The sequence below is a fragment of the Flavobacterium denitrificans DSM 15936 genome, assembly GCF_000425445.1.
GTDB classification, from domain to species: domain Bacteria; phylum Bacteroidota; class Bacteroidia; order Flavobacteriales; family Flavobacteriaceae; genus Flavobacterium; species Flavobacterium denitrificans.
Genome location: NZ_KE384377.1, coordinates 449,531 through 476,333 on the forward strand (window position 1 = coordinate 449,531; position 26,803 = coordinate 476,333).

A 26,803-nucleotide genomic window follows, 5' to 3' on the forward strand; every position below is an offset into this window, starting at 1 on the left:
TTTTGTTTTATTCTAAATTGGCATTAAGCGTAATTGTTGTATTTAAAAGTTTGGAAATTGGGCAAATTTCTTTTGCTTTATTAGCTATAGCATTGAATTCAGCTGCAGAAATTGAAGGGACTTTTCCTTTTAATTCCAAATGGATTAATGTGATGGTTCCGTCTTCAAAAGTTACAGAAGCTTCTGTTGTTAAATCATCTGCTGTAAAACCTGCGTCATTTAATAAAAAACTTAATTGCATTGTAAAACAGCCCGAATGTGCAGCTGCAACAAGTTCTTCTGGGTTTGTACCAACACCATCTGCAAATCTCGTTTTAAATGATAATTGTGCATTGTCTAAAGTTGTACTTTGCGTGCTTATCGTTCCTTTGCCTTCCATGCCGGTTCCTTGCCAATTGGCGTGTGCTTTTCTTGTAAATTTCATATTTCAGTTATTTTTTAATTAATAAATAAAAAGCAGTTAAGATGTTGATTATCAATTGTTATGATGATATCAAATATAGTCAATATTTTTAAGTGTCGCTTTATCAATTTGTTATCTGAAAGTAAAATGCATAAAAAAAGATGCAATGATTTATTGTTGCATCTTTTATCCCGAAAAACCTTTGGGATTGTATTTTTTGTTGTTATTCTTGATTTAAATTACGCAATTGTTTTAGTTTATCTTTCCATACTTCAAGGCTTTCCTTATGGATTGCAATGTTTTTGCGTACTTCTAGAACAATTGAGTTTTCTTTTTTAGCATTCTTCGTATTCGTAAAAAACTGAATATTGTTTTCCAATTGAAAAATTTCATTTTGAACCTCTTCAATCTTACGCATAATAAAGATTTTTTCATTGTCTAACTTGCGTGTGTCATTACTATCGGTAAGCGAATCAATGCGATTAGAGAAACGCATCATTTCGCTTTCTTTTTTGCTCAAGCTTAATTTTTCAAAAAGAGCATCTAAAATTTTATTGAATTTCCCTTCGATATGGCGTCTTGAAAAAGGTACTTTACCATAGCCTTTCCAGATTTCAATATGTTTTTTAATAGCGTCTAAATCAGTTTTATGATCGCCAGTAAGCTGATAAGCTCTTAAGATATCCAAATAAGCTTTTTTGTTGTCAAAAGCGACAACTTCATCTTGATTTTCTTCAGATTTGTGCTCTTTTAATTTATCAAAATAATGATTGCAGGCATCTTTGAATTCTTTCCAGATTTTGTCAGAATATTTTTTAGGAACATGCCCAATTTGTTTCCACTCTTCCTGAATTTGCTTCATAATTGGAGTAGTGCTGTTAAAATCAGTACTTTCCTGTAACTCTTTAGCTTTTGCTACTAAAGCCATTTTTTTATTTAAATTATCGTTTTGATCTTTTTTGATGTCTTTGTAAAACGAATTTTTAAATGCGTTAAAGTTTCTAACTGCAGTTTTAAATGAGGCCCAAGTTTCTTCATTTACTTCTGATGGCACTTTTCCAGCGGCAAAAAACTCATTTCTAAGTGCTTCAACTTTTTGAATTTGAACAAGCCATTGTGAATGAGAATTTACTTTTTCAGTTCCTAAAACTTCAATTTTGCCAATTATTTCTTTTTTCACTTCAAGATTTTTTTGTTCGTTAGCTCTTTGGCTTTCAAACAAAACTTCTCTCTTGTCGTGAATTTTTTTTGTCAATTCGCTAAATTTATTCCAGATAGCGTCACGATGTTCTTTCGAAACCGGCCCGATATCCTCTTTCCAAATTCTGTGTAAATCCTGGAGTTCACGGAATGCTTTGCTGATGTCAGCTTCATTAGCCAATTCTTCAACGCGAGTGATGATTTTTTGTTTTTGTTCCAAATTGTATTTGAAATCCAAATCTCTCGCTTCACGGTCTAAATGCAGATAATCATAGAAATTTTCTACATGAAAATGGTAATTATTCCAAACGTGATTGTATTTGTCTTTAGGGATTGCGCCAGCATTTTTCCATCTTTCTCTCAATTCATTAAAATGTTTAAGAGTATCTTTGATGTTTTCTTGCGGATTTATAAGTTCCTTTAGTTCTTCAACTATTGCAAGTCGAGTTTCTAAATTGGTTTTTAAATTGCTTTGCAAATGTTTAAAGTGAGCATTTCTTTTTTCTCTAAAAACATTATAATATTCATCAAATTTTAATTTCAGTGGTGAATGATATTCAAACTCTTCATTTGGATCTTGTTTTGAAGCATTGAATTCTTCTTTTTTCTCTTCAATTAAATGATTGTATTGCAGTAAAAATGACTTTTTAATTTCTTCGATATGATCTTTTACAGACATTACTTTGTCTATCTGAATCAGTTTTCTTAATTCATCGACAAGAGCATCTAATGTAAAAGTGTCATAATCCTTCATAGGAATATCATGACGCTCCTTCAGCGTTTCATCTTCACTTTCTTCTGCATTAGAATTTGTAATAGCGTCTAGCGCTTCTTGATGGTCATTTTCTGCAGCTTCTACTGTTGCAGTTTCTGTTTCTGAAACTGCATTTTCATCAGTTGTTTCAGCGCTCGATGTATCAATTGCGTTTTCTTGAATAGAATCAGTAGTGTCGATTCCTAATTTTCCGTCTGCTTTTTGCAGGTTATCATTCTTTTCTTCTAACATTTTAAATGTATAAGGTTTTTACTTTTAGCAGTGCGAAAGATAGTAAAGGTGTTTCTAAATACAAAATAAATCACTTGTTTATGCTTTATTTTACGATTAAATTCCTATTAGTTATACTATTTTGCAAGTAGGATACTTTAGTTTTATCTTTTTTGTTGAATGAAATGAAAATTTACATTTCTTAAATTTTTTAGAAAAAGGAAAAGAAAAATGTTGATGATGGGCTTTTTATGCAACTTATCTTTAAATTAGAATAAAATTAATAATCCCATTTCTATACCAAAATTATAAGATTTTTCACCTCCAAACGCTACGCTTGGGTGTACGTACGCTAGGTTTTTTGGTGTAATTTTTCGTCCAAACTCAATAAAGGCATTATTTTGAAAACCGTCCAATACGTAATTATATCTAAAGGCTACATCGGTTGCAATCCAGTTTTTGCCAAAGAACCATAACAAATTATTTTCGATCACGGTTACACTAACATCACTTCTGTTGTTTGAACCTGCGAAACTTTGGGAATGTTCTACATCTGCAATCCATAAAAATTGCCTTTGCTTAAAATACCTCGCGTAAAAAAAAGCTGGAATAGCGACCCATTTTCCGCTTCCAAAATTTGGGGCAACTGCCGACGGTGCTGTTACTCTAGTTCTAACAGCAAATCCTTCATTTTTTTTAAAGTAGGGAATATAACTAATTCCAGCACCTACATCACCAAGACCTGTTTGATTGGTTGAATTAGGATTATTAGTAGAAATTAAAGGGAGATCAAATCTGAGATTCCAAGATTTGTTTCCAATTGGATGCAGGATACGTAAATTGGTTGTATTGAAGGAACCGTTTTTAGTATCTAAATATTCATTGTAAAGCAAAATCGTTTTTAGAAAATAATTAAATCGCGGTTCATTAAAGGGACCATCGACTTTGCTAATATCTTGATCTTGTGCTTTAGCTGAAAAAGCAAACAGAAAAACCAGAAAGACGTAAAGTAGTTTTTTTTTCATAACTGTCTACAAATGAGTAGACTAATTTACAAAAATTACTTTAACATTCTGATGGTCAGCTTTTTTTTATTTGTTCCAAATTTTCCAAGCTTTTTCGGCCTGAAAAATTAACATATCGTAACCATTTTTAATAATTGCTCCTTTTTCTTTTGCATTTTTTAAAAATTGGGTTTCAGCTGGATTATAAATTAAATCGTAAGCGATATGTTTTTCGGTAAAAAAATCATATGGCAGGTCAGGACAAGCTTCAATATTCGGACTTGTTCCTATTGGAGTACAATTGATTATGATTTGAAAATTGTCAAAAGTTGTCGCATTGATCAAGCTATAGTCAATTATATTTTCTTTAGCTTCTCTAGATACAAAAACATAAGGAATATCAAGTTCGTCAAGTGCAAAAGCTACACCTTTTGAAGCGCCTCCAGTCCCTAAAATCAATGCTTTTTTATGATGTGGTTCCAATAACGGCTTTAAGGATTTTTTGAATCCATAATAATCAGTATTGTAGCCTTTTAATTTGCCTTTTTTAGTGAACTTAATGGTATTTACGGCGCCAATCAAAGTTGCTTTTGTTGAAAGCTTGTCTAAAAAGGGAATAACTTGCTCTTTATACGGAATTGTAACATTTAAGCCTTTCAAATCAGGATTGTTTTTAAGTAATCCTTTGAAATGACTAATTTCAGAAATGTCGAAATTTTCATAAGTATTTCCGGCAAAAACTTCATTGTTGAATTTTTCTGTAAAATATCCTTTTGAAAAAGAGTAACTTATATTACGGCCTAACAAGCCAAAACGTCTTTTTAGAGTATCAATCATTCTTATTTCTTATGTTTTTCAATATAATTTTTAACCATTTTTTTTGACCACACAACCGGAAATAAATCTTCAATTAAGATATAGTTATCAAAGTTCAAACGCAAACCATTGCTTAAATGGAATTTCGCTTTTGTGTTGTCCTGAATCATGAAATACAATCCTGCTAAACGGTATTCAATTTCGTTTTCTTCTGGAAAATATTCTGTTGCTTGCAATAATGTTTGAATTGCGCTTTCAAATTCACCAAGAAATTGAAGAATGTCAACCCAAAACAACCAAGTATCTAATGCATAATCGCCAAATTCCACAGCTTTTCGGTATCCAAATTCGGCTTCTTCAAAAAAGTTCATTTGTTTATTGATTGTTGCATAACGTTTCCAATACAAACGATTTTGATTGTCAATTGCCAAAGCTTTGTTTACAAAGAACAATGCTTTTTGGAAATTTTTCTGGCGCATATAAAAGTCAGTAATCGCAATCCATCCTTTGTCCAAAAGCGGATCTTCATGAACAGTTTGATTGTAATATTGAAGGGCTTTTACCGAATTTCCAAGTTTTTCGTAGCATTTTCCAATTCGCAGTAAAGCATACGAAGTTGCATCGTCAAGCTCAATCGTTCGATTGTAGCTTTCAATTGCTTCGTTGTATTTTTTAAGACGTTCATAAGCTTTTGCTTTTTCCATAAACGCGCCTAAAAATTCATCATCAATCAAGGTTGCATAGTCAAAAGCGCGAATGGCGGCTTCATACTCTTTTACGCCATAATGCAAACGTCCAAGCTGATGCCAAGCAATTTCACTATACGGATTTCTGTTGATGTATTCGTTAAGATAAATAATAGCTTCTTGATTTTGATCTAAAAACTCAAAACAATACACTACGTTGTACAAGGCAGACTGGTCTTCCAAATCTTCTTCAAGACATTTAATGAAGCTGTCTTTTGCCATTTCAAGATTATCCATAAAAAGATATTCCATTCCAATCAAGTTGTACACGTCGGCGTAGTCATCTGTATATTGCAACGCAATTTTCAGTAATTCTACAGCTTTTTCGTGTTGATCTCTTTTTGAGCAGATATTGGCTTTCTGGATATAAATTTCCTCGTTGTTCGGCTCAATTGCATACAACTCGTTCAAAAGCTTCTCAGCAATATCTAGTTTGTCGTCGTAAACCAGCATTTCTACTTGTACTAATTTTAAGCCTGTAGATTTTGGATGCTGATCTAATGCAAGTTTTAAGGCCTTTTTTGCTAAATTAGCCTTACCTATGTCTAAATAATGAAGAATAATTTCTTCGAATTCTTCAGAATCAAAAAAGAGTACTTTGTTAGTTTTTAACATCGACTCAAATTTGGATAGGGATAGGTTATAATCTTCTTCTTCGTTGCTTAATTGCATACTCTCTCTATTTGAAATTAGCCTGTTATAAATTTAGGCAACCATATAATTGTTGAAAGGAAAGGGAATTAATTGTTTTGAACAATTTAATTAACAATATATGAGGTTTTTTATTCTATTTTGGGAAGAAATCTCCTTTATTCTCAAGGGATCAGCTTCGTTTTTGATTTTTTTTTGATTCATAACCTAAATTTTTAATCGGTTGTAAATCTGTTGTTTGATGTTCTGTACGCGCTAAGAAGATTAAAAAAGTTTTTAAAAATCTATTTGTTTTTCTTCTTCAATATTTCATCCATAACCGCTAAAATCGTTGCGCATCCTTCTTTGATTTCTTCTTCCGAAATGGTCAAAGGAGGAGTAATTCTAATTGCGCACCCTTCAAACAAAAGCCAAAACAAAATCAATCCTTTGTCTTGACAATTTAAAATGACTTCGTTTGTAATTTCAGCTGATTCTGTCATGGCAGCTAACATCAATCCTTTTCCTCTTACTTCTGTTATCAAAGGGTGTACCAAAAGCGATCTGAAGAGTTTTTCCTTTTGCAACGTTTCTGCCATTAAATTTGTTTCAGTTAATTCTTGCAAAGTAGCAAGACAGGCTGACGCAATGACAGGATGTCCTCCAAAAGTGGTGATGTGCCCTAATTTTGGGTTTTCTGTAAGTAAATCCATTTTTTCAGCCGAAGCAGTAAATGCGCCCACAGGCATTCCGCCTCCCATTCCTTTTCCCATCACGACGATATCTGGAACAACGTCATAATTTTGGAAACCGAAAAGCTTTCCTGTTCGTCCGAAACCAGGTTGAATTTCATCAACAATCATTAATGCCCCAACTTCATCACAACGCTTGCGCACTTTCTCTAGATAATTATTTTCGGGTTGGATAAATCCTGCGCCGCCTTGAATAGTTTCTAAAAGAATTGCTGCGGTTCTAGTAGTTATTTTTTGTAAATCTTCTTCGTTGTTGAAAGTAACAAAATCAACATCTGGAAGAAGTGGCCTAAAAGCTTGTTTGCGTTCTTCAAAACCCATAACACTCATCGAACCCATTGTGTTTCCATGATAGGCGTTATGGCACGAAATTAATTGGCTGCGTCCTGTGGTTCTTTTGGCTAATTTTAAAGCGCCTTCAATAGCTTCAGTGCCAGAATTTACCAAATAGGTTTTGTTTAAAGATTCAGGCAGGAGTGAAGCCATTAATTTGCAGTATTGAACGGCTGGACTTTGCGAATATTCGCCATAAACCATAACGTGCGAATATTTGTCCAACTGATCTTTTATTGCCTGATTTACTCTAGGATGCTGATGTCCAAGCGTACAAGCAGAAACACCTGCAACAAAATCTAAGTATTTTTTATCGTTTGTATCGTAAATATAAGAGCCAATGGCGTGAGAAACTTCCATTCCTAAAGGATAAGGTGAAGTTTGTGCCTGGTATTTTATAAAATCTGGATTCATTTTTTTAAGGTTCAAAGTGGCAAATATACTAAGGCGCTAAGATTTTAATTTTAGGCTTAGGTTAAGTTTTTAAAACTAAAAGATCTCAGAATACTGAAAACTGAGACTGAGACTGAAAACTATTTCTTCGTCTTGACAGCAGGCTTCTTTTTGTCGTAATTCAGGGTTTCTTTCCTGACTTTTATCGGGACGTCTTTGCCTTTTTCTTCTTGATCTTTTCCTTCTTTTATTAATTTGTCATTCAGTTCATTGTCTTCATCAGTAAAAATATCATCCTTAGATTTTATTCGTTCATCACCACGCCAATGTAAACCTCTTAATTTTCGGGCATTTTCAGGCAAATCAGCTTCAGGATATAAATCTCCATCGACATTAGTAAAGAGAGTCAGCGTTTCGATTTGGTTGTCTTCTAGAACCAAATTAATTTTACTACTCACACTTTTGTCAATTCCAACGAGCTCGTTTTGGTCGTTTCGGCTGTAATAAATTACCTCTGTATTTTTGATAATATCAACATTATGAAGTTTTCCGTCTTTGAATTTCCCAAACAAATTGAGCCCCTTTACTTGATTAAACCCGGTTCCTAATGTATCCCGCGAGACCAGAAAAGTGTTGTTGAGTACTTTTAGCGAATCTATTTTTTTGGTATTGTTGTCGCCAATTAAATGCATGACATCACCGGTAATTTGGCTTTCGCCACTCCATAAAATTGGATTTCCGATCAATTTTGTCAGCGCAGTTTTAGAATTTGAATGAATCGAATCGCATTTACCGCTCATGTCGGTTTTATAAAAACGGACATTGTTGAAGGCTCTCAAAATTCGTTCACCTTCTTTTCCAGTCACCATTAATTTTTTTCCATGAATGTAAACCGAATCATTTTCAACAAAATTAACGGCCACTGCTCTTTTGGTCACAAACATCGAATCTTTTAATTTGAAAATTTCCGCATAATGACCTTTTACAATACCACGATTTATAGAATCGGTAATTTTTACATTTCGTGTTGCCGATGCAAATTCAATGTTTCGATTATAATACAAGCTATCGCCTTCAATACGCCTATCGTCATATTTTATGTATGATTTTCGGAGAAAATGAGCGAGATTCTTTTTGGTGTCATAAAAACCTTTCTCGGTATAAATGTAATTGGCTTTACTAGTAATGGTCGAAGGACCAAGCAAATAAGTATGCCCAGAATTACTATAATAATCCAAATGATTTGATTTGATAACGTATTTCGGATTGGTAATGGTTACTTCCGTCAAAAACTGGAATTTTTTTTCAGCAACAAAATATTTTCCTGATTTGCTGACCAAAGTATTGTCTTTGTTTACAATCGTCCCTTTTGTATTGTAAAAAACCTGCTGTACATTTCGGTCAAAATTAATTGTGTCGGTTTGCAAAGTAGCATCTGGCGAAGTCATTACGGCATCTCCAGTCGCAAACGCTTTTTTAAAATTTCCGTTGTATTCAGCATATTTGCTGTTTAAGTATAACGTATCACCTTGCACCAGTTGTACATTTCCAAAAGCTTTTAAGTAATTCTCTTTCTGAAAAAAATAAGCTTTATTGCAAGTCAAAACCACTCCATCATGGTTTATTTTTACGTTCCCAGTTAATAAAACCGCATCTGGAGCTATTTCTTGGTTGACATCAGAAAAGTCAGCATTCTCGATAATGATTTTTTTAGTTCCAGGCTTATTTTTTGATGCCTGCGCAAAACCGAATTGCATAGTCAATAACAACAGACTAAAAGATATGAAAAAGAGTGCTTTCTTCAATTGATTAAATTTTTGTCAAATTTATGAAAAAGGTTACAACCTTATAATGTTATTAGGATTAATTTATATTTTTAGATTTAGAGTGATAAAGAGGCAAAGTTGCAAAGTTTACTATTGATTTTCTTTATATTTTTAATGATATTATAGGAATCTTTGTCCCTTTGTTACTTTGTCCCTCTCAATCTTTAAATTTATCAACAAAACGGTTAACTCTCACGTTGTAGTAAACTGTTTTTTGCTGATTTTAAAACAATTTGAAATCAGTTTTATTTGAGTTTTAAAAATTAGAGTAAATTTAGGAAATGATTTTCAGAACCTAATTTTATTCTGAAATCTCAATAAAGACTGATTTTATAAAGAATATGATAAATAAACGATTTTTTGCTGTAGGAATGGCAACAAGCATGCTTTTTACGGCATGTAAAACAAAAGATTTAAAAATGAGTAATGTCAAAAAAGAAAATGCTCCAGCAAATAAAGTTGTAGTTTATCAAGTTTTTACACGTTTGTTTGGAAATAAAAATGCAACAAACAAGCCTTGGGGTACAATCGAAGAAAATGGCATTGGAAAGTTCAATGATTTTACCGACAAAGCGTTGCATGAAATTAAAGATTTGGGCGTAACATACATATGGTACACTGGTGTGCCTCATCATGCTTTAGTTCGAGATTATACCACTTTCGGAATTTCAAATGATGATCCAGAGGTAGTAAAAGGACGCGCTGGATCGCCTTATGCGGTTAAGGATTATTACAATGTAAATCCAGATTTGGCAGAAAATCCAGCAAACAGATTGCAGGAATTTGAAGCTTTGATTTCGCGTACGCATAAAGCAGGTCTAAAACTCATTATTGATATTGTTCCAAATCATATTGCGAGAAAATATGAAGGGAAAAATAATCCGGAAGGAGTTAGCGATTTTGGTGTTGATGACGATGTAACTGTTGAATACAAAAGAGATAACAACTTTTATTATATTCCAAATGCTCCTTTTGAAATTCCTGATGGAGATGTTCCTCTAAATGGAGAAAAAAATCCGCTGATTGATGGCAAGTTTGGAGAAAATCCCGCGAAATGGACAGGAAATGGTTCTAGAAAAGCAAAACCAGACCAAAATGATTGGTACGAGACCGTAAAAGTAAATTATGGCGTTCGTCCTGATGGTTCAAAAGATTTTCCAGAACTTCCTGCAGGATTTGATCAAAAAAACTATCAAGAACATTTTGCTTTTTGGCAGGATAAGGATGTTCCAAGTTCATGGAAAAAGTTCAGGGATATTGCCTTGTACTGGACAGCAAAAGGTGTTGATGGTTTCCGTTATGATATGGCCGAAATGGTTCCATACGAATTTTGGAGTTATATGAATTCGGCTATCAAAATGAAGAATCCGAATGCATTTTTACTAGCCGAAGTTTATAATCCAAATGAATATCGAAATTATATTCGATTAGGTAAAATGGATTATTTGTATGATAAAGTAGAAACATATGATAAGCTAAAAGATGTGATTAGAGGAAAATCTTCTCCAGATGGACTTTCGGATATTCAAAAAGGTATGGCAGATATAGAACATCATATGCTTCACTTTTTGGATAATCATGATGAACAGCGTTTAGCAAGTCCAGAATTTGCTGGAACTCCAGAGCGTGGAAAACCTTTGATGGTGGTTTCTACAACAATAAGCACTTCGCCTACAATGGTTTATTTTGGACAAGAAGTGGGAGAGGCAGGAAATGAAGATGCTGGTTTTGGTAAACGTTCGAGAACTTCGATCTTTGATTATATCGGAGTGCCAAATCATCAAAAATGGATGAACGGCGGAAAATTCGATGGCGGAAAATTATCTGATTCAGAAAAAAAACTGCGTGATTTTTATAAAAGATTATTGAACTTTTCGATTAACAGTTCGGCTTTAATGGGAAGTTTTCAAGAAATTCAATCTGCTAATCGCCAGAATGCGGGATATGACGAATTGATTTATTCTTATGCAAGATGGTCTGAAAAACAAAAATTGATCGTTATTGCTAATTTTTCATCTGAAAAAACAAGTGAATTCGAGTTGAAAGTGCCTGCTGATGTTATTTCAAAATGGAAACTGAAAGACGGTTCGTATGTTTTCGTTGATAAATTGTATTCAGAAAATAAAACCTATTTTACGGTGAAGAATGGAGAAGGAGTGGCGAGAGTTAAAATCAAACCGTCAGAATCATTTATTTATGAAGTGAATTAAATTAAATTCACGCATTAAATTATATTAAAAACAGGTTTAAGGAAAGATTTTCTAAACCTGTTTTTTTTAGATGGCCACTAAAAGTGACAAGATTTCTTTAATTGAAAATTGAGCGCCACAAACAAATTCATCTGATGCGCCATAATACATTGTAAGCGTGTCGCCATCAGGTTCTACAATATGTCCGTTGGTGAAAACAACATTTCCAAAAAAGCCACTTAATTCATAATCAGTTGTTGGAAACATAATAGGATTTTCGGTTCTTGAAATTATTTTCGATGGGTCATGAAGATCCATTAAAAAAGCGCCTAGACAGTATAAGTGATGTTCATTTGCGCCGTGGTAAATTTCCAACCACCCTTTTTCTGTTTTTATCGGAGCGGCGCCTGCACCAACTCTTTTGCTGTCCCAGAAATTTTTTCGGGTTTTGATAATGCATTTATGATTTCCCCAATGAATGCCATCAGGCGAAGAAGCAATCCAGATATAATTGCCACCAATATCGACACTGCTTGGGCGATGCAAAGCATAAAATAATCCGTTTATTTTTTCTTCAAAAATTGCGCAGTCTTTATTGTGCGGAGGCAAAATCATTCCGTATTTTTGGAAGGTTTTCCAGTCTGTTGTAGTGCGTAATCCAACTCCCACGCCGTTATCAGAAACAGAAGTAAAAGTAAGGTAATATTTCCCTTCAATAAATGCAACACGACAATCTTCAATACCGAAAGTTTCTAAAACGCCTTCGCCAACCAAGTGCGGATAATCTTCAGGTTCATAAAAATGATGTCCGTCTTCACTACATAACAGTCTAATATGCGAGAGGGTTGTTAAGTGGTCATTTCCTTTGTAGTTAATCACCCGAGCGTCTGTGGCGATTAATTCAGGATGGTGTTTTAAAATTTCAATAATTTGAATCGTTCCCGTTTCGGTTAAGATTGGAAATGAAATAATATTTTCAATTTGTTTTGGTCTTTCAGCAACTCGTACCGCCAGCCATATTTTATTTTGAAATTGAAATACGCCTGGATTCAAAAGACAAGTGATTTCTAATCCTTCTCTGCTGGGAGGAATATCCGCCGGAGATAATAACGGATTTTCTATAAAACGGTTGGCAATATCTTTCATGTTTTCTGAAATTAAACATTAAGATATAAAAAAAAAGCCGATACATTGTTGTGTATCAGCTTTTTTATGATTTATACTTTTTTGACTTTCTTTAAAGCCTCGATATAATTTTCGTTTACTTTTTCCCAATTTATATGTTTGTAAAAAGCATCGATATAACTTCCTTTTCTATTTTGGTAATCAAGATAATAAGCGTGTTCCCACAAATCAATTCCTAAAATTGGAGTTCCAGGAATCAGAGCGTTTTTCATCAATGGATTGTCTTGATTGTCAGTTGTGGTGATTTGCAGTTTACCGTATCGGTCAACAACCAACCAAACCCAGCCTGAACCAAACTGTTTTTCGGCCTGTCCCTTGAATTGATTTGTAAGATTTCCAAATGAACCAAATTCTTTGTTGATTGATCCAGAAAGTGTGTCTTTGGGAGTCTGTTCTTTTGGCGTCAGCACATTAAAATATAATGTGTGATTATAATAGCCTCCAGCATTTTGACGGAGCTTAGCATTGCTCAGATCCATTTTTTTCAAAATATCCTCAATAGGCATATTTTCATACTCAGTCGAAATGATTTCTTTGTTTAAATTATTCGTGAACGTAACATAGTGTTTCGAATAATGTGATTCCAAAGTTAAAGAACGAATATCTGGTGCTAAACCGTCGTAGCCAAATGGCAGTTTTGTAAGGCCAAAAGAGCCTGGTTCTATAGTCACCTGATCAGGAGTTCCAATGGTAATTTTTTCTTCTTTAGTTGGCAGAGGAACCTCGACTACTTCAGTCAGTTTATTACCATCATTACAAGAAAATAATACAAAAAATGAAGCTAATATGCCAAAACGAGTAATGTTTTTCTTCATGATTAATTTATTTTGATGTTAGTGAATTGATGATTTCGATATAGCATTCTTTTGCTTCTTCAATCGAAATATGACTTATCTGCATCCAAGCGTTTGTTTTGAAAGCATCTCTCAAATCAAAATTTTGCGATTGATTGTAAACTGCTGTCCCAAAAGTAGCTTGTTTGTAATAAGCATAAAGCCTTAACTGCACATCTTGAGGCAGCGAGGCTTGGGTCATTTGCATGGCAGTTTCAACAGCCTCAGAAAAGCGTGTATCTAAATCTTTTTCAGCCATTAAGCTTTTTTAGCTATGATCGTTTTTCCACCAATTGCTTTTTGGCCTAAAACCACATCAATTGGAGTACCTAAAGGTAAAAATAAATCTACTCTTGAACCAAATTTAATAAAACCGGCATCAGTTCCTTGAACAACTTGCATTCCTTCTTTAGCATAATTGACAATTCTTCGTGCCAATGCTCCTGCAATTTGTCTGTAAAGAACAGCTCCAAAAGTGTCATTTTCGATTACAACAGTGGTTCTTTCATTTTCCTCACTCGCTTTTGGATGCCATGCAACTAAAAACTTCCCGGGATGGTATTTGCTGAATTTTATAATTCCGTCCATTGCGTAACGTGTAACGTGCACATTGATTGGAGACATAAAGATAGAAACCTGTAAACGTTTGTCTTTGAAGTACTCTCCTTCGTAAACTTCTTCAATAACCACTACTTTTCCATCAACCGGTGCAAGAACGTGATCGCTGTTGCGGATTGCAATTCTTTTAGGGTTTCTAAAGAACTGTAAAATAATAATCAAAACTACTACGCCAGCAATCTGGACAAGCATTCTCAGCCAGGCAATATCAATGAATTTGTCGGCAATTAGCAGTACAGCAACGGCAAAAATAGTACCTAGTAAAATGGATGGTCCTCCTTCTTTATGAAACATAATATAAAATTTGATAAAATAAAAATATAATTGGTGCTACAAATATAACACTATCTAAGCGATCTAATATGCCTCCATGTCCTGGCATTATTGAACCGCTGTCTTTTACACCGGCAATTCTTTTGAATTTGGATTCAATCAAATCTCCAATCGTTCCAAAAATGCTCACAATTATGGCAATGATGGTCCAGATCAAAATGGATTTGCTGCTGAACTCAGGAGTAGGCTGTATGTATAATTTTGATATCAAAAAACCTGCAAAAGCAGCAAAAACGGCACCGCCTAAAAATCCTTCTATTGTTTTTTTAGGTGAAACTCTTTCGAATAATTTATGTTTCCCCATTGATTTTCCAACCAAATATGCAAATGTATCATTCGTCCAAATCAAAATAAATAGTCCAAGAATGATTTTTGGATTGTAATCATTGGTTCCAAATGAGATTTTTACAATAAAAATAAAAGGAAGCGTAATGTATCCTAATAAGTATAAATATTTTGATGAAGTGCTGATTTTTTGAACCGAGTCATAAAACAAAAACAAAATACATTTGATTGAAACAACAACAGTCACAGCAAGCAAGATTAAGTCTAATTGCTGAATGTTAGTGTTTAAATCCAAATTAGCATTTAATTTTTCATTCAAAAACAAAGTCGTTTGTTTGTTGTAGTGACTAATCAACAGAACAGATGTGTAAATCAGAATCCCAAAAAGAATTGAAAATATTTTATTGAGATTGACCAGATTGCTGAATTCATAAATTGTAATAATCAAGAAAATCCCAAAAAGAGCAATAAAGCTTTCAGTCGAAAACAGAATAGAGGTAAGCAGCAAAGCGATATAAACAGCACCAGAAATGGTTCTCTTCAATGTTTCGTTCATCTTAAAGATCTTCTAAAAGCAGTAAATAAAGATTCTTCGCAACACTTCCGTATTGAGTAAAATCTTCCTCTTTTGCCTTTTCGAAATATTTTATAGTGGTAATGTTAGTTGGGTAGTCTCTTTCGTATTTGCGTTTAATAGCGCTTAGTCCGTCACTTTTCATTGGCAGAATTTGGCTTGTGGTAGCAATTATGACAATGTTTGCAGGAAGTTCATTTGGTTTGTCCTGTCTGATTTGTTTGGAAGAAAACAAAATTGAACCTTCGTCAGCAATTAAGTTTTCACAGGAAGCCAATAAAAATCTAGGATTTTTTGGCGAAATATAAAGCAGTTTATTTTCTTCTAATAAATGAAATAAACCAGGCTCATAGCATAAAACTTCGTTTTCAAACCAATCATTTTCTTCTAGTATATTTTCAAATTGTTCAGCAACTTCTTGTGTATTTTCACAATACAAAAATTTACCTCCATTTTTCTTGAAGTTGAAAATGAATTGCTCGTCTATAGATAAATGACTGTTTTGAACAGGATTTCTTCCGTATTCGCTTTCATTTTCTTCGTCAGAAGCAGCGTCGCTGGAACCAAATATTTTTTTGAAAAAATTCATTTTTATATGAAATACTTTACATGTTAATTGAAAACGTTCAAAGATAAAAAAAATCTTAATTCAAAAGGCTATTTTGAATTAAGATTTTGAAAAATATTACATATTTCTAAATAATTTACGAAACCACTTCTTCTAAATTTTTGTCAAAAGTGCGTTTTCCGAAAATTGTTTCTAAGTCATCTTTAAAAATAACTTCTTTTTCTATCAGAATATCAGCAAGCTGATTTAATTTGTCTTTGTTTTCCTCAAGAATTTGAATAGCTCTTTGATATTGGCCTTCAATTAATTCTGAAATCTCAGCGTCAATAATTTTTGCTGTTTCATCAGAATATGGTTTTGAGAAATTATATTCGCTTTGTCCGCTTGAGTCGTAATACGTAACATTACCGATTTTGTCATTCAAACCATAAATCGTTACCATAGCACGGGCTTGACGTGTTACTTTTTCCAAATCGCTCAATGCTCCAGTTGAAATTCTGTCAAAAGTTACTTTTTCAGCAGCTCTTCCGCCCATTGTTGCACACATTTCGTCTAACATTTGATCTGTTCTAACGATTTGTCTTTCTTCTGGTAAATACCATGCGGCCCCTAAACTTTGTCCACGAGGAACAATTGTTACTTTGATAAGTGGCGCAGCATGCTCTAACATCCAGCTTACAGTAGCGTGACCAGCTTCGTGAATCGCAATTGCTCTTTTTTCGTCAGGAGTAATGATTTTGTTTTTCTTTTCAAGACCACCAATGATTCTGTCAACGGCGTCAAGGAAATCTTGTCTGTCAACAGCATCTTTATTGTTACGAGCTGCAATTAAGGCAGCTTCGTTGCAAACATTTGCAATATCCGCACCAGAGAAACCTGGAGTTTGTTTTGCTAAGAAATCAAGATCAAGACCTTCAACTTTTTTGATTGGTTTTAAGTGAACTTGGAAAATTTCAGCTCTTTCGCGGATGTCTGGTAAATCAACAAAAATTTGTCTGTCAAAACGTCCGGCGCGCATTAAAGCTTTATCCAAAACGTCTGCTCTGTTTGTTGCTGCCAAAACAATTACGTTAGAGTTTGTACCAAAACCATCCATTTCTGTCAATAATTGGTTCAAAGTATTTTCTCTCTCGTCGTTTCCGCCTGACATATTGCTTTTTCCTCTTGCTCTACCAACAGCATCGATCTCATCAATGAAAATAATAGCAGGAGATTTTTCTTTTGCTTGTTTGAATAAGTCACGTACACGTGATGCACCAACTCCTACAAACATTTCTACGAAATCAGAACCTGAAAGTGAGAAGAATGGTACTTGAGCTTCACCAGCAACAGCTTTTGCCAATAAAGTTTTACCCGTTCCCGGAGGCCCTACAAGTAAAGCTCCTTTAGGGATTTTACCACCTAAATTTGTATATTTTTCTGGATTTTTAAGGAATTCAACAATTTCTTGAATTTCCTCTTTTGCACCTTCTAAACCAGCAACATCTTTAAAAGTCGTTTTGATATCTGTTTTTTCATCAAAAAGTTTAGCTTTTGATTTTCCGATATTGAAAATCTGTCCGCCTCCGCCAGCGCCTCCGCCTGACATTTTACGCATAATGAAAATCCAAACACCAATAATGATGATGATAGGAAGCAAGCTGATTAAAATATCGCTCCAGTTGTTTTTCTGCAAGAAATTGAAATCTTTTAATTTTCCTTCACCAACTGCTTTTTCAAGTTTAGTTTGAAAGATTTGATCGTTACCAATTTCAAGTGTATAGTGAGGGCCTTTATTTGGTCTTTCAAAAATATCTTTTGCTACTTTTTTATTTGCGGGATCTTTAAGTGCGGTTGCATTCAAATATACCTCGGCTTCAGCTTTATTGTAAACGATAACTTTCTCAATTTGTCCTTTTTCTAAAAGCGTATTGAATTTAGAAGAAGTCAATTGAGCAGGCTCGCTTAAGTTAGATCCTCCGGTTGCAAAACTTATAAATAAAAAAACTAAAAGTATTGCGGTATATATTAACCAAGGACTTATTTTAAATTTATTCGGATTTGGATTATTATCTTTAGCCATTAGAAAAATTTTCTTTAGTATTTGTTTTCGATTGTAGTTATTTTGGCGTCACCCCAAAGGCTCTCGATATTATAGTATTCACGAATGTGTTTCTGGAAAACATGTACCACGATATGCACATAATCCATCAGGACCCATTCTGCATTATCGGTTCCTTCTACGTGCCAAGGTTTGTCTTTTAAGTCTTTAGATACTGTTTTCTGTATAGAGTTTACTATGGCGTTAACTTGAGTGTTTGAAGTACCGTTGCAAATAACAAAATAGTCGCACACAGCTGTATCTATATCTCTTAAGTCAAGAATATCGATATCATTCCCTTTTACTTCTTCAATCCCTTTGATTATGTTCGCCAATAGAACATCATTATTAATAGTCTTTTTCGCCATGAATTATTTTTATGAATTTGTAAAGTTACCAAAATTTGTGATTATTTTTGAACCTTAACAAAATATTAAATTAAGTTAATTTAAATTATTTAGATGAAACTAATCAAACTCGATGCCATAGATTCTACAAATGACTTTCTGAAGGTATTGTCAAGCCAAGATAAACTCGAGAATTTTACAGTGGTAACGGCTGAAAATCAGACAAAAGGGAAAGGGCAAATGGGATCGAAGTGGCAGTCGGAATCGGGTAAAAACTTAATTATGAGTGCCTTGGTTAAAGATTTTGTATTTGATCATGAACAGGTTTTTAATTTAAGTTTAATTGTCTCATTGAGTGTTGTTGATGTTTTAAAATCGTTTAATATTCCTGAATTAAGCATAAAGTGGCCAAACGACATTATGTCATACAATAAAAAAATTGGTGGCATATTAATTGAAAATACCATTAAAAGTGATGGCAGAATCGTGTCAGTTGTGGGATTGGGACTAAATGTCAATCAAACTAATTTTACTGAATTGCCAAATGCCTCTTCACTGGCAGTTATTTTGGGCAACTCTATAAACAAAGATATTCTGCCGGAATTGATTATTGAAAAAATCAAAGAGAAAATCAATTCATGGGAAAATAATGCTGCTGACTTTTGGGACAAATATTTTAATACATTGTTCCGAAAAGGTGTTCCAATGCCTTTTAAAAATCTGCATCCGAATTCCTCTGGACAAAACTTTATGGGAATCATTCAAGGTGTTTCTTCGATTGGAAAATTGCAAGTTTTATTGGAAGATGATTCGGTTGCAGAATTTGAGATTAAAGAAATTCAGATGCTTTATTAAAAAGTCTCTAAGACGCTTAGATTCTAAGTTGCTAAGGTTTCTCTTATCGCAACTGTTTAGCTCGGATTGATTATTGCTTTTGGTTCTATTTTTCTGTTCCAATAAATAATATAGAATGTGCCTAAGATTGATGGTGTTATCCAGGCAATCAAACTACCAATTCCTAATCCTGCTACAATATATGCTGTTATTGAGGCGATTAATGCACCCATCATTTTTCCGATATGTTTAGAAAGCCAGTTTCTGTTGGTTTCTGAGAAGTTTTTGAAAAAGATAAAATCCTTTATGGTCATAAAAAGTCCAAATCCGCCGAAAAATGTAAATAATATTCCGTTTGCAATTGAATTTATCTGACAGTAGAAGCCAATCGAAATCATTACTACAGAAAAGAAAAGCATTGTTCCAGAAATGAGTTTGTCTAGCAAATCGGCTTTTGATTTTGTTTTGAAGCTTAAAGCTCGGTTTCCTGAAATTACTAGATAAATCGTAAATAATCCAATAAGGAATAAAAAGATGTTTTGGTGATTCGGCATCCAACAAATTGGAAGTGAAATAAGTGAACTAGTGATCATTCCGATAGAGAACAGTTTCCCCATTCGTTTATGCAGTTTTCCGCCTTTTTTGACAACGATGCTTCCAATTCCGGTAATTAACCCAATTCCTCCAAAAAATGCGTGAATGTAAATTAAAATCTTAATAGCTGGTTCCATTTTGATATGTTTAGTTTGATGATTCAAACTTCGATCAATATTTCAACGGAAAATAATTTTTGCTGCCGAACTGTGGTTTTTTGAGGATGAAGTGTTTTTTTTTTAAAGATGCTAAGGTTCTAAGATACTAAGTTGCTAAGTTTTTTCTGTAGAGGCGCATTGCAGTGCGTCTAATATTATGTTTGTCATTTCTTCTAAATAAAAATGCCCGATAATTTATCGGGCATTTCATTTATAATTCACAATTAATAATTAACCATTATTAAAGTTTGTGCATATTGTTTGCTAAAGTCTCGATGAACTTGCTGATTGGCCCTTTGATCATCATTGCCATCATAGCGTTGAATTCGCCTTCAAAAAATAATTGAACAGCACTTTCTGAGTCAGAAACACTATCAATGTTTGAAGTCAAAGTAAACGGAAGTTTATCGCTAGCAGCGCCCAAAACGATTTTGTTTGGAGCTACTTTGTCTTTCATTTTTAATTTGATTTCCGGCATCCCTTTCAATCCAAAAATAAAAGCGTCTTCGCCAGTCACTTCAAATTTAGCGATGTTGTCTGGCATTAATTTTTCGAAATTCTTTACATCAGTCAGTTGGTCAAATAAATCCTGAGCCGATTTCTGAACAGTAACTTTTGGACTTTCTAAGTTCATATTGTTTTTGTTTTTTTATTTTTAACGCAAAGGGCGCTAAGATTTTTTTAATATACTAAGGTTTTATAAATAAACGCTAAGTTCACAAAGCTAAAACTTTAGATGAATTCTAAAGGAGCAACTTTTTGAAAATCTAAAATCTAAAATTTAGTCCTGTCCCCAAGTCGATGGACTCGCGTTCCATTCTAATAAAGTCGATTGTTGATCTTCGGTGATATATTGTTTTTGAACCGCTAAGCTTAAAAGATTTTCGTAGTTGCTCAAAGTGAATAAATCAATATTAGCTTCTTTGAAATTTTCTTCGGCAACACCAAAGCCATAGGTGAAAATCGCAGCCATGCCTTTTATATTTGCACCTTCGCTTCTTAAAGCTTCCACAGCCATTAAACTGCTTTTTCCAGTACTAATCAAATCTTCGACAACTACAACATTTTGACCTTTTTGTAAAAAACCTTCCACCTGGTTTTGTCTGCCGTGTTTTTTAGGCTCCGGGCGTACATAAACGAAAGGAAGTCCTAAACTTTCGGCAACCAAAATTCCAACGCCAATCGCTCCAGTAGCAACACCAGCAATCACATCAGGTTTTCCAAATTGTTTTTCAATGTTTTTAGCAAATTCATCACGAACATAGTTTCTGATGCTCGGAAATGAAAGAATTAACCTATTATCACAGTAAATAGGAGATTTCCAACCAGAAGCCCACGTAAAAGGATTTTCGGGATTCAATTTAATTGCATTTATTTGCAAAAGCAATTCGGCTGTTTTTTCGGCAGTATCTTTATTAAAAATCATAGTACAAATGTATAAAGTTTTTGTAAACGACAAACCACTTTTTTTGACAAATGAAATCTCGAAGGAAACAGATTTCCAATTGTTCTTGTTGGAGAGTATTGATATCGAACAGCTTATTATAAAAATTTTTCAAAATAAAATTCAAAAAGCGATTCTATATCATCCCGACGAAAGTGAAATGATGAAAACCCTGAAGGCCAAAATTCCGGTGAATAAAGCGGGCGGAGGCTTTGTCTACAATAAGAAAGGCGAAGTCTTGTTTATCTTTAGAAACGGAAAATGGGACCTGCCAAAAGGCGGTATCGAGAAAGGGGAAGACATCGAGGCGACGGCTATGCGTGAGGTAGAGGAGGAGACAGGAGTAAACAAGCTTCGTATTACGAATAAACTTCAAAAAACCTATCATATCTTTAAACGCAACGGAAAATACAAGCTCAAAATCACGCACTGGTTCGAAATGCAATCTGATTTTGAAGGAACTCCACACGGACAATTAGAAGAAGGAATCGAAAAAGTTGCCTGGTTAAATCCAGAACAAATCAAAGAAGCGCTTAAAAATTCTTACGAAAACATTAAATTATTGTTTGAAGAAGAAAAAAAAGTTCCTGTAGATTTAAAGACAAAAAAAGAAAACTTAGAATCTTAGTAACTTAGCACCTCAGCATCTTTAAAATAATGGCGTGCCAGCAATAAAAAAAAAGACCCAATCAACTTTGCGTTCATTGGGTCTTTTTTTTATTGCTGTCGGGCTATCCGCGCTACTTCGGTAGCTTGCTTCTATCCCTCACGCGGAGCTTCACTTTGTCTTTAATTTTGTTTCAGGTTTTAAGTTTCGAGTTTCAGGTTTCAAGTTTTTCGCTAGCGCGAGCGTCCCGCTCATGATTACTTTTTTAAATTTTTATTGAATTGATTTTGATTTCGTTCACGAGCGGGACGCTCGCGCTAGCTGGGGGTTTCAAATCCAATCTATTGTTCTTTTTTAGTTAATATCTTGTTTAGTATTAAAGAAGATAGAAAACCAAAGAAAGCGATTAAAATTAAAAGTAAACTTCTTAATGGTTTTTCGTTAAAAGCCTCAAATGGAAAAACAGCGACCAAAAAGAAAAGTATTAATGCGACCCAATAAATATTCTTTTTAAAAAATGCTAAATAAAAATTAAATAAAAGAATAGCGAGATTGAAAAAAATTCCAGTGAAAAAAATCGTTAATCCAAACCCAACAGATTTGTGTGGTATTGGATAAAGTCGGACAATTGCCTTATATGTTATCACCGATAGAATGAATTGAATAAAAGAAATGAATATTGGTTTTAGGATTTTGTTTGTCATTGTCGCTCTTTCATTAATTTGAATATACATTTTTAATATAATTGAATTTTATGCGTTGATTAGCACAATGTTTACACTAGTTGACGATTTGTTTATTGGTAGGGATTGTAAATTAGCGTAGTCGAGCTAAAAAAATGTGAAAGTTCTATATGCGATCTTAGCGTTTGCTCAACTCAATCTAAATTAAAAAACCACAATCCCGATAGCTATCGGGATTGTGGTTTAAAAAAATCTATAAAACCCTATAAACAGGATACTGCAAATGCGCCTTCTCATAATAAACAGAATGTTTGTAAATCCAGTTTAACTGCGCTTCAGCATTTTTAGCAAACTCGCGGTCGTTTTGTTTTTTGGTTTCCAATTCTGCTTTTAAAGCTGGATTATCTTTTAAAAGTTGTCCAGCGGTATCTTCAAAAATATATTCAGAGTAATGTTCCTTTTGCTGTAAAATTGGGTCGAAGAAATTCCAGTTAAAAAACGAATCAACACCTTCTGGTTCAAAAGCTTCAATTAAATATTTTACCCCTTTTTGACTTGTTGGAACATAATAATCTCCTTTTGCGAAAGCTATTTTAACCATTTTAGAAGTTACAGTTGTGTTTCTGTGCAAGTAATGTCCTTCGTAAGCAGATGGAACAGTTTTAAAATCGGCAATTCTGTAACTTTCGACTTCTATAATCGTGTCGTTTTTAATTTGTCTGAATGAGATATTATTGTTTTTCAAAAGGTCAACGATATTCCAATATCCTCTTGGAATGATATAAGCAGACGGAATAACAACATCTTTCAGTGATTTGAATTCCTTGATGTACGGAACGTCTTTTTTATAAGGTTTTCTTCGGTCGTAATACAAACGATCGCCTGTTGTGGCTTCGCTTTTTTTGTATGAAGCTTCATATCCTAAAAACGAAAAAGTAGTCGCTTTTGTGCTGTCTAATTGCCATTGCAAAGTGTATTTTTTCTTTGGCTGATATTGTTCTAAATTCTTTACTCTTAAATCTTTTATTTTTTGATAATTCGCATCGGTAAAATCCAAAGTCGATTTCATGTATTCATACGTCATTTTTACGCGCTCGGCATATTTTTTCAGCATGTGCGTTTCCACCACAAAACCAATTGTGTTGAACAAAGAAGTATAACCCGTCGTGTAGCGCGGACTGTCGACAAACTGCCCGAAACCTTTATCTGGAGTATCTTTAAACGAATCAACGTACGGAGTAGTTTCGATTTTCTTTTTCTGAAGATCTTTTACCAAAGCTGGCATCATTTCATCGTTCATAAAATCGCCCAAAACTTTCCCCAGTTTGTTATGTTCCGTCATAATATAAGTCAGTTTGTATTGATAATCAGAACCATTGCTCACGTGATTGTCGATAAAAACATCTGCATTTATTTTCTGGAAAATTTCGACAAAACTTTTTGTATTTCGAGTGTCCGATTTCATTAAATCTCGATTCAAATCGTAATTTCGAGCATTTCCTCTAAAACCATAAATTTCCGGTCCGTCTTGATTGGCGCGCGTTGTAGAATTTCTATTCAAAGCACCGCCAATATTATAAACTGGAATCGTAACCAAAACAGTATTTTTTGGCGCTTTCATCTTTCCCGTTGCTAAATCTCTGTAAAATTGCATTGTAGCGTCGATTCCGTCTGGTTCTCCCGCATGGATTCCGTTATTGACAAATAAAACAGCTTTGGTTTTCTGAATTTTATCAAAATCAAATACTGCGTCAGGATTAAACGTAATCATGTGCAAAGGTTCTCCAGAATCTGTCAAACCCATTTCTTTCATTTGAATGGTCGGAAAATCATTTGCTAGCATCTTAAAATAAGCAATAGTCTCTTGATATGATGCCGATTGATTTCCGTTTCCTTTCTCAAAAAACGTATCGTATTTTTTGTTGTTTTGAGCGAAAAGAGTGATAGTGAAAAGTGAAAAGAGAAATGTAATGCGTTTCATGATTTGGTTTTTAATAGGATTCAAATATATGATTTAGTTTTATTTGTTTCAAGTCTCAAGTTTCAGGTTAACGAACTTTGCGGGTATTAATCTCCCGCAGATTTGCAGATAGCGCGGATTTTTTATTTATTTAAAATTTATCTGCTCAATCTGCAAAATCTGCGAGAGAATAAATCTTTATTACTCTTCCGATTTTCTTTGTGTCATTGCGCTTCATAAACTTGAAACAAAGAAAACCTGAAACTTGAAACCTTTTAATTACTTTTGCAGCATGAAAAAACACCATTCCAACGATATACTTTCGAATTTAGGGATTGAGAGCCTGAACGAAATGCAGGAAATGGCACATGATGCTATTTTAAACGAAAACAATACGTTATTACTTTCTCCAACAGGTTCTGGAAAGACGTTAGCTTTTTTGCTTCCAATTTTAGAATTGTTGCAACCTGAGATTTTATCAGTGCAATGTTTGATTTTAGTTCCGTCGCGCGAGCTTGGATTGCAGATTGAACAGGTTTGGAAAAAAATGGGAACGCAGTACAAAGTTAATATTTGTTATGGCGGACATTCGATTGATACTGAAATTAAGAATTTAAGCAATCCGCCAGCAGTTTTGATTGGAACTCCGGGAAGAATTGCCGATCATATTGATAGAGAAACGTTCAGAACAGATAAAATTCAGACGCTGATTTTAGATGAGTTCGATAAATCTTTGCAATTGGGCTTTCATGAGCAAATGTCTTTTATTATTGCAAGATTGCCGAAAATCAATAAAAGAGTCTTGGTTTCAGCAACTTCAGATATTGAAATTCCGAAATATACTAAAGTTGTAAATCCTGTTGTTTTGGATTTTATTCCTGAAGAAGAGGAAAAAACAAATCTTTCGATGAAAATGGTGATTTCACCAGCAAAAGATAAATTACAAAGTTTATTTAATTTGATTTGTTCGTTAAAATCAGAATCGGCTATTATTTTTTGTAATCATAGAGATGCCGCGGAACGAATTAGCGACACTTTGAATGAAAAAGGCATTTATTCTGTTTATTATCATGGTGGAATGGATCAGGACGAACGAGAGCGCGCTTTGATTCAGTTTAGAAACGGAAGCATCAGTTATTTGGTGACAACTGATTTGGCTGCACGTGGATTGGATATTCCAGAAATGAAACACGTTATCCATTACCATTTGCCATTAAAAGAAGACGAATTCACACATAGAAATGGGCGTACGGCTCGTATGCAGGCAACTGGAACGGCTTATGTAATTATTCACGAAAGTGAAAAACAATTGGATTATATTGATTACGAAATGGAAGTTTTGGACGTTGAAGGAAAAGCTTCGTTGCCAAAACCACCGCAATTTCAAACAATCTATATCAGTGGCGGAAAGAAAACAAAACTGAATAAATTTGACATCGTGGGTTTCTTTTCTCAAAAAGGAAAACTGGAAAAAGATGATTTGGGATTGATCGAAGTAAAAGATTTTGTTTCGTTTGCGGCGGTAAAATTCAATAAAGTAAAAGATCTTTTGAAGAATATTAAAGACGAAAAAATGAAAGGCAAAAAGTTTAAAATTGAAGTTGCCCGCAATGTCGTGAAGAAGGAAGAAGATAAAAACAAGAAATATTAGTATGAGGAAAAATAGGACAGGTGTGTAAAATTTGTCTTATTATGTTGTTTGTCAGTGTTTTGTAAAATTTGAATTAAGTTTTACAATTTTGTGTTAAAAAAATAATGATTTGATAGCGATTTTTTCATTATTTCTATGTTTTTTTGCTACAGTAAAATTGTAAACCCCAAATCTGTTATGAAAAACATTATTACCGTTGCTGCTTTGTTTTTAAGTTTTGTTTCATTTGCACAAATTAAAGTTCTTGAAACAGTTCCAGTTGAAAAATTAGGAAAAGTAAATAACAATTACATTCAAAAAATTGGAGACGAGTACACAGTGTATTACACTAGTATTCAAAACGATGACGATTCTTCATCTTTGAGAAAATTTTCATTCAAAAATGTGAATAACGATTACGCAAATCTTTACACTATCATTATGAATGGTTTTGGAGCAAATCCATTGTATGATATTAAATTAGAATTGCCAAACAACTATATCTGGTTACACTACGTAGGAAGTGTTATTCCTGAGAAAGCTACAGTTCAGTTTATGGTTTCAAGCAAAGAAGCAACTTCTGCAACAAGCAGCGTTTCGGAGCCATTTGTAAGAGATCAAATTAGTAAATTATTCCAGAAGTAATTTTTTTAAGGTTCAAAGTTACAAAGTTACAAAGGGACAGAGTTTTTTAAACCTTTGTTACTTATTGACATAAAAAAAGCTGTTCATAATTGAACAGCTTTTTTGTTTAAATTGAGGTTTTAAGTGAAATACCTTTGTCCCTATGTAA

25 protein-coding genes are annotated in these 26,803 nt (G+C 33.8%); 5 read left to right on the forward strand and 20 right to left on the reverse strand.

What is annotated here, in order from left to right:
• Positions 1-7: 7 nt before the first annotated feature.
• The 7 genes from H600_RS0113795 to H600_RS0113825 form a co-directional block, all read right to left on the reverse strand.
• Positions 8-424, reverse strand: coding sequence for an OsmC family protein (locus H600_RS0113795; RefSeq protein WP_026729336.1), 417 nt, complete (start codon positions 422-424; stop codon positions 8-10).
• 202 nt (positions 425-626) lie between these two features.
• The gene (locus H600_RS0113800; RefSeq protein WP_026729337.1) at positions 627-2,609 is read right to left on the reverse strand and encodes a DUF349 domain-containing protein; all 1,983 of its coding nucleotides are present in this window, start codon (positions 2,607-2,609) and stop codon (positions 627-629) included.
• 248 nt (positions 2,610-2,857) lie between these two features.
• Positions 2,858-3,613, reverse strand: a complete 756-nt coding sequence (locus H600_RS0113805; protein ID WP_026729338.1) for a hypothetical protein — start codon at positions 3,611-3,613, stop codon at positions 2,858-2,860.
• Between the two features lie 66 nt (positions 3,614-3,679).
• On the reverse strand, positions 3,680-4,429 hold the full coding sequence (locus H600_RS0113810) for a shikimate dehydrogenase family protein (protein WP_026729339.1): 750 nt from the start codon (positions 4,427-4,429) through the stop codon (positions 3,680-3,682).
• Positions 4,430-4,431: 2 nt separating this feature from the next.
• The gene (locus H600_RS0113815; RefSeq protein WP_026729340.1) at positions 4,432-5,826 is read right to left on the reverse strand and encodes a tetratricopeptide repeat protein; all 1,395 of its coding nucleotides are present in this window, start codon (positions 5,824-5,826) and stop codon (positions 4,432-4,434) included.
• Positions 5,827-6,089: 263 nt separating this feature from the next.
• Positions 6,090-7,283, reverse strand: a complete 1,194-nt coding sequence (locus H600_RS0113820; protein ID WP_026729341.1) for an aspartate aminotransferase family protein — start codon at positions 7,281-7,283, stop codon at positions 6,090-6,092.
• A 119-nt stretch (positions 7,284-7,402) separates the two neighbouring features.
• Positions 7,403-9,019, reverse strand: a complete 1,617-nt coding sequence (locus tag H600_RS0113825; protein ID WP_051234428.1) for an OstA-like protein — start codon at positions 9,017-9,019, stop codon at positions 7,403-7,405.
• A 410-nt stretch (positions 9,020-9,429) separates the two neighbouring features.
• Here H600_RS0113825 and H600_RS0113830 point away from each other — a divergent pair, with 410 nt between their 5' ends.
• The gene (locus H600_RS0113830; RefSeq protein WP_026729343.1) at positions 9,430-11,298 is read left to right on the forward strand and encodes an alpha-amylase family glycosyl hydrolase; all 1,869 of its coding nucleotides are present in this window, start codon (positions 9,430-9,432) and stop codon (positions 11,296-11,298) included.
• 66 nt (positions 11,299-11,364) lie between these two features.
• Here the strand turns inward: H600_RS0113830 and H600_RS0113835 are convergent, their stop codons facing one another.
• The 8 genes from H600_RS0113835 to rsfS all read right to left on the reverse strand — a co-directional run bounded on the left by H600_RS0113835 (position 11,365) and on the right by rsfS (position 18,121).
• Entirely contained in the window at positions 11,365-12,423 is a 1,059-nt protein-coding gene (locus H600_RS0113835) for a glycoside hydrolase family 130 protein (RefSeq protein WP_026729344.1), read from the reverse strand.
• 71 nt (positions 12,424-12,494) lie between these two features.
• Positions 12,495-13,277, reverse strand: a complete 783-nt coding sequence (locus H600_RS0113840; RefSeq protein WP_026729345.1) for a superoxide dismutase — start codon at positions 13,275-13,277, stop codon at positions 12,495-12,497.
• Between the two features lie 7 nt (positions 13,278-13,284).
• Positions 13,285-13,554, reverse strand: coding sequence for an acyl-CoA-binding protein (locus H600_RS0113845; protein WP_026729346.1), 270 nt, complete (start codon positions 13,552-13,554; stop codon positions 13,285-13,287).
• Positions 13,554-14,207, reverse strand: coding sequence for a phosphatidylserine decarboxylase family protein (locus H600_RS0113850; RefSeq protein ID WP_026729347.1), 654 nt, complete (start codon positions 14,205-14,207; stop codon positions 13,554-13,556). Before H600_RS0113850 ends, H600_RS0113845 begins: the two co-directional genes overlap by 1 nt.
• Positions 14,197-15,087 carry a phosphatidate cytidylyltransferase gene (locus tag H600_RS0113855; protein ID WP_026729348.1) on the reverse strand — a complete coding sequence of 297 codons (891 nt, stop codon included), beginning with the start codon at positions 15,085-15,087 and terminating at the stop codon, positions 14,197-14,199. The genes H600_RS0113850 and H600_RS0113855 overlap by 11 nt, the downstream gene beginning before the upstream one ends.
• Position 15,088: 1 nt before the next feature.
• The gene (locus H600_RS0113860) at positions 15,089-15,694 is read right to left on the reverse strand and encodes a lactate utilization protein B/C (RefSeq protein WP_026729349.1); all 606 of its coding nucleotides are present in this window, start codon (positions 15,692-15,694) and stop codon (positions 15,089-15,091) included.
• Between the two features lie 115 nt (positions 15,695-15,809).
• Entirely contained in the window at positions 15,810-17,735 is a 1,926-nt protein-coding gene (ftsH, locus tag H600_RS0113865) for an ATP-dependent zinc metalloprotease FtsH (protein WP_026729350.1), read from the reverse strand.
• Positions 17,736-17,749: 14 nt separating this feature from the next.
• The gene (rsfS, locus tag H600_RS0113870; RefSeq protein WP_026729351.1) at positions 17,750-18,121 is read right to left on the reverse strand and encodes a ribosome silencing factor; all 372 of its coding nucleotides are present in this window, start codon (positions 18,119-18,121) and stop codon (positions 17,750-17,752) included.
• A 93-nt stretch (positions 18,122-18,214) separates the two neighbouring features.
• On the opposite strand from rsfS, the gene H600_RS0113875 reads away from it, so the two are divergent.
• A complete protein-coding gene (locus tag H600_RS0113875) occupies positions 18,215-18,955 on the forward strand; it encodes a biotin--[acetyl-CoA-carboxylase] ligase (protein WP_026729352.1) in 741 nt (246 codons plus the stop codon).
• A 56-nt stretch (positions 18,956-19,011) separates the two neighbouring features.
• Here the strand turns inward: H600_RS0113875 and H600_RS0113880 are convergent, their stop codons facing one another.
• The 3 genes from H600_RS0113880 to pyrE all read right to left on the reverse strand — a co-directional run bounded on the left by H600_RS0113880 (position 19,012) and on the right by pyrE (position 21,112).
• Positions 19,012-19,665, reverse strand: coding sequence for a hypothetical protein (locus H600_RS0113880; protein WP_026729353.1), 654 nt, complete (start codon positions 19,663-19,665; stop codon positions 19,012-19,014).
• 262 nt (positions 19,666-19,927) lie between these two features.
• Complete coding sequence (locus H600_RS0113885; RefSeq protein ID WP_026729354.1) at positions 19,928-20,320, reverse strand: hypothetical protein; 393 nt, start codon at positions 20,318-20,320, stop codon at positions 19,928-19,930.
• Between the two features lie 147 nt (positions 20,321-20,467).
• A complete protein-coding gene (gene pyrE / locus H600_RS0113890; RefSeq protein WP_026729355.1) occupies positions 20,468-21,112 on the reverse strand; it encodes an orotate phosphoribosyltransferase in 645 nt (214 codons plus the stop codon).
• Between the two features lie 7 nt (positions 21,113-21,119).
• On the opposite strand from pyrE, the gene H600_RS0113895 reads away from it, so the two are divergent.
• Positions 21,120-21,758 carry an NUDIX hydrolase gene (locus H600_RS0113895; RefSeq protein WP_026729356.1) on the forward strand — a complete coding sequence of 213 codons (639 nt, stop codon included), beginning with the start codon at positions 21,120-21,122 and terminating at the stop codon, positions 21,756-21,758.
• Between the two features lie 320 nt (positions 21,759-22,078).
• Here H600_RS0113895 and H600_RS0113900 read toward each other — a convergent pair whose 3' ends face one another.
• Positions 22,079-22,471 carry a hypothetical protein gene (locus H600_RS0113900; protein WP_026729357.1) on the reverse strand — a complete coding sequence of 131 codons (393 nt, stop codon included), beginning with the start codon at positions 22,469-22,471 and terminating at the stop codon, positions 22,079-22,081.
• Positions 22,472-22,673: 202 nt separating this feature from the next.
• On the reverse strand, positions 22,674-24,401 hold the full coding sequence (locus H600_RS0113905) for a M14 family metallopeptidase (RefSeq protein WP_026729358.1): 1,728 nt from the start codon (positions 24,399-24,401) through the stop codon (positions 22,674-22,676).
• A gap of 271 nt (positions 24,402-24,672) precedes the next feature.
• On the opposite strand from H600_RS0113905, the gene H600_RS0113910 reads away from it, so the two are divergent.
• Together H600_RS0113910 and H600_RS0113915 are read left to right on the forward strand one after the other, a co-directional pair.
• Complete coding sequence (locus H600_RS0113910) at positions 24,673-26,031, forward strand: DEAD/DEAH box helicase (protein WP_026729359.1); 1,359 nt, start codon at positions 24,673-24,675, stop codon at positions 26,029-26,031.
• 177 nt (positions 26,032-26,208) lie between these two features.
• Positions 26,209-26,655 carry a hypothetical protein gene (locus tag H600_RS0113915; protein WP_026729360.1) on the forward strand — a complete coding sequence of 149 codons (447 nt, stop codon included), beginning with the start codon at positions 26,209-26,211 and terminating at the stop codon, positions 26,653-26,655.
• Positions 26,656-26,803 lie beyond the last annotated feature (148 nt).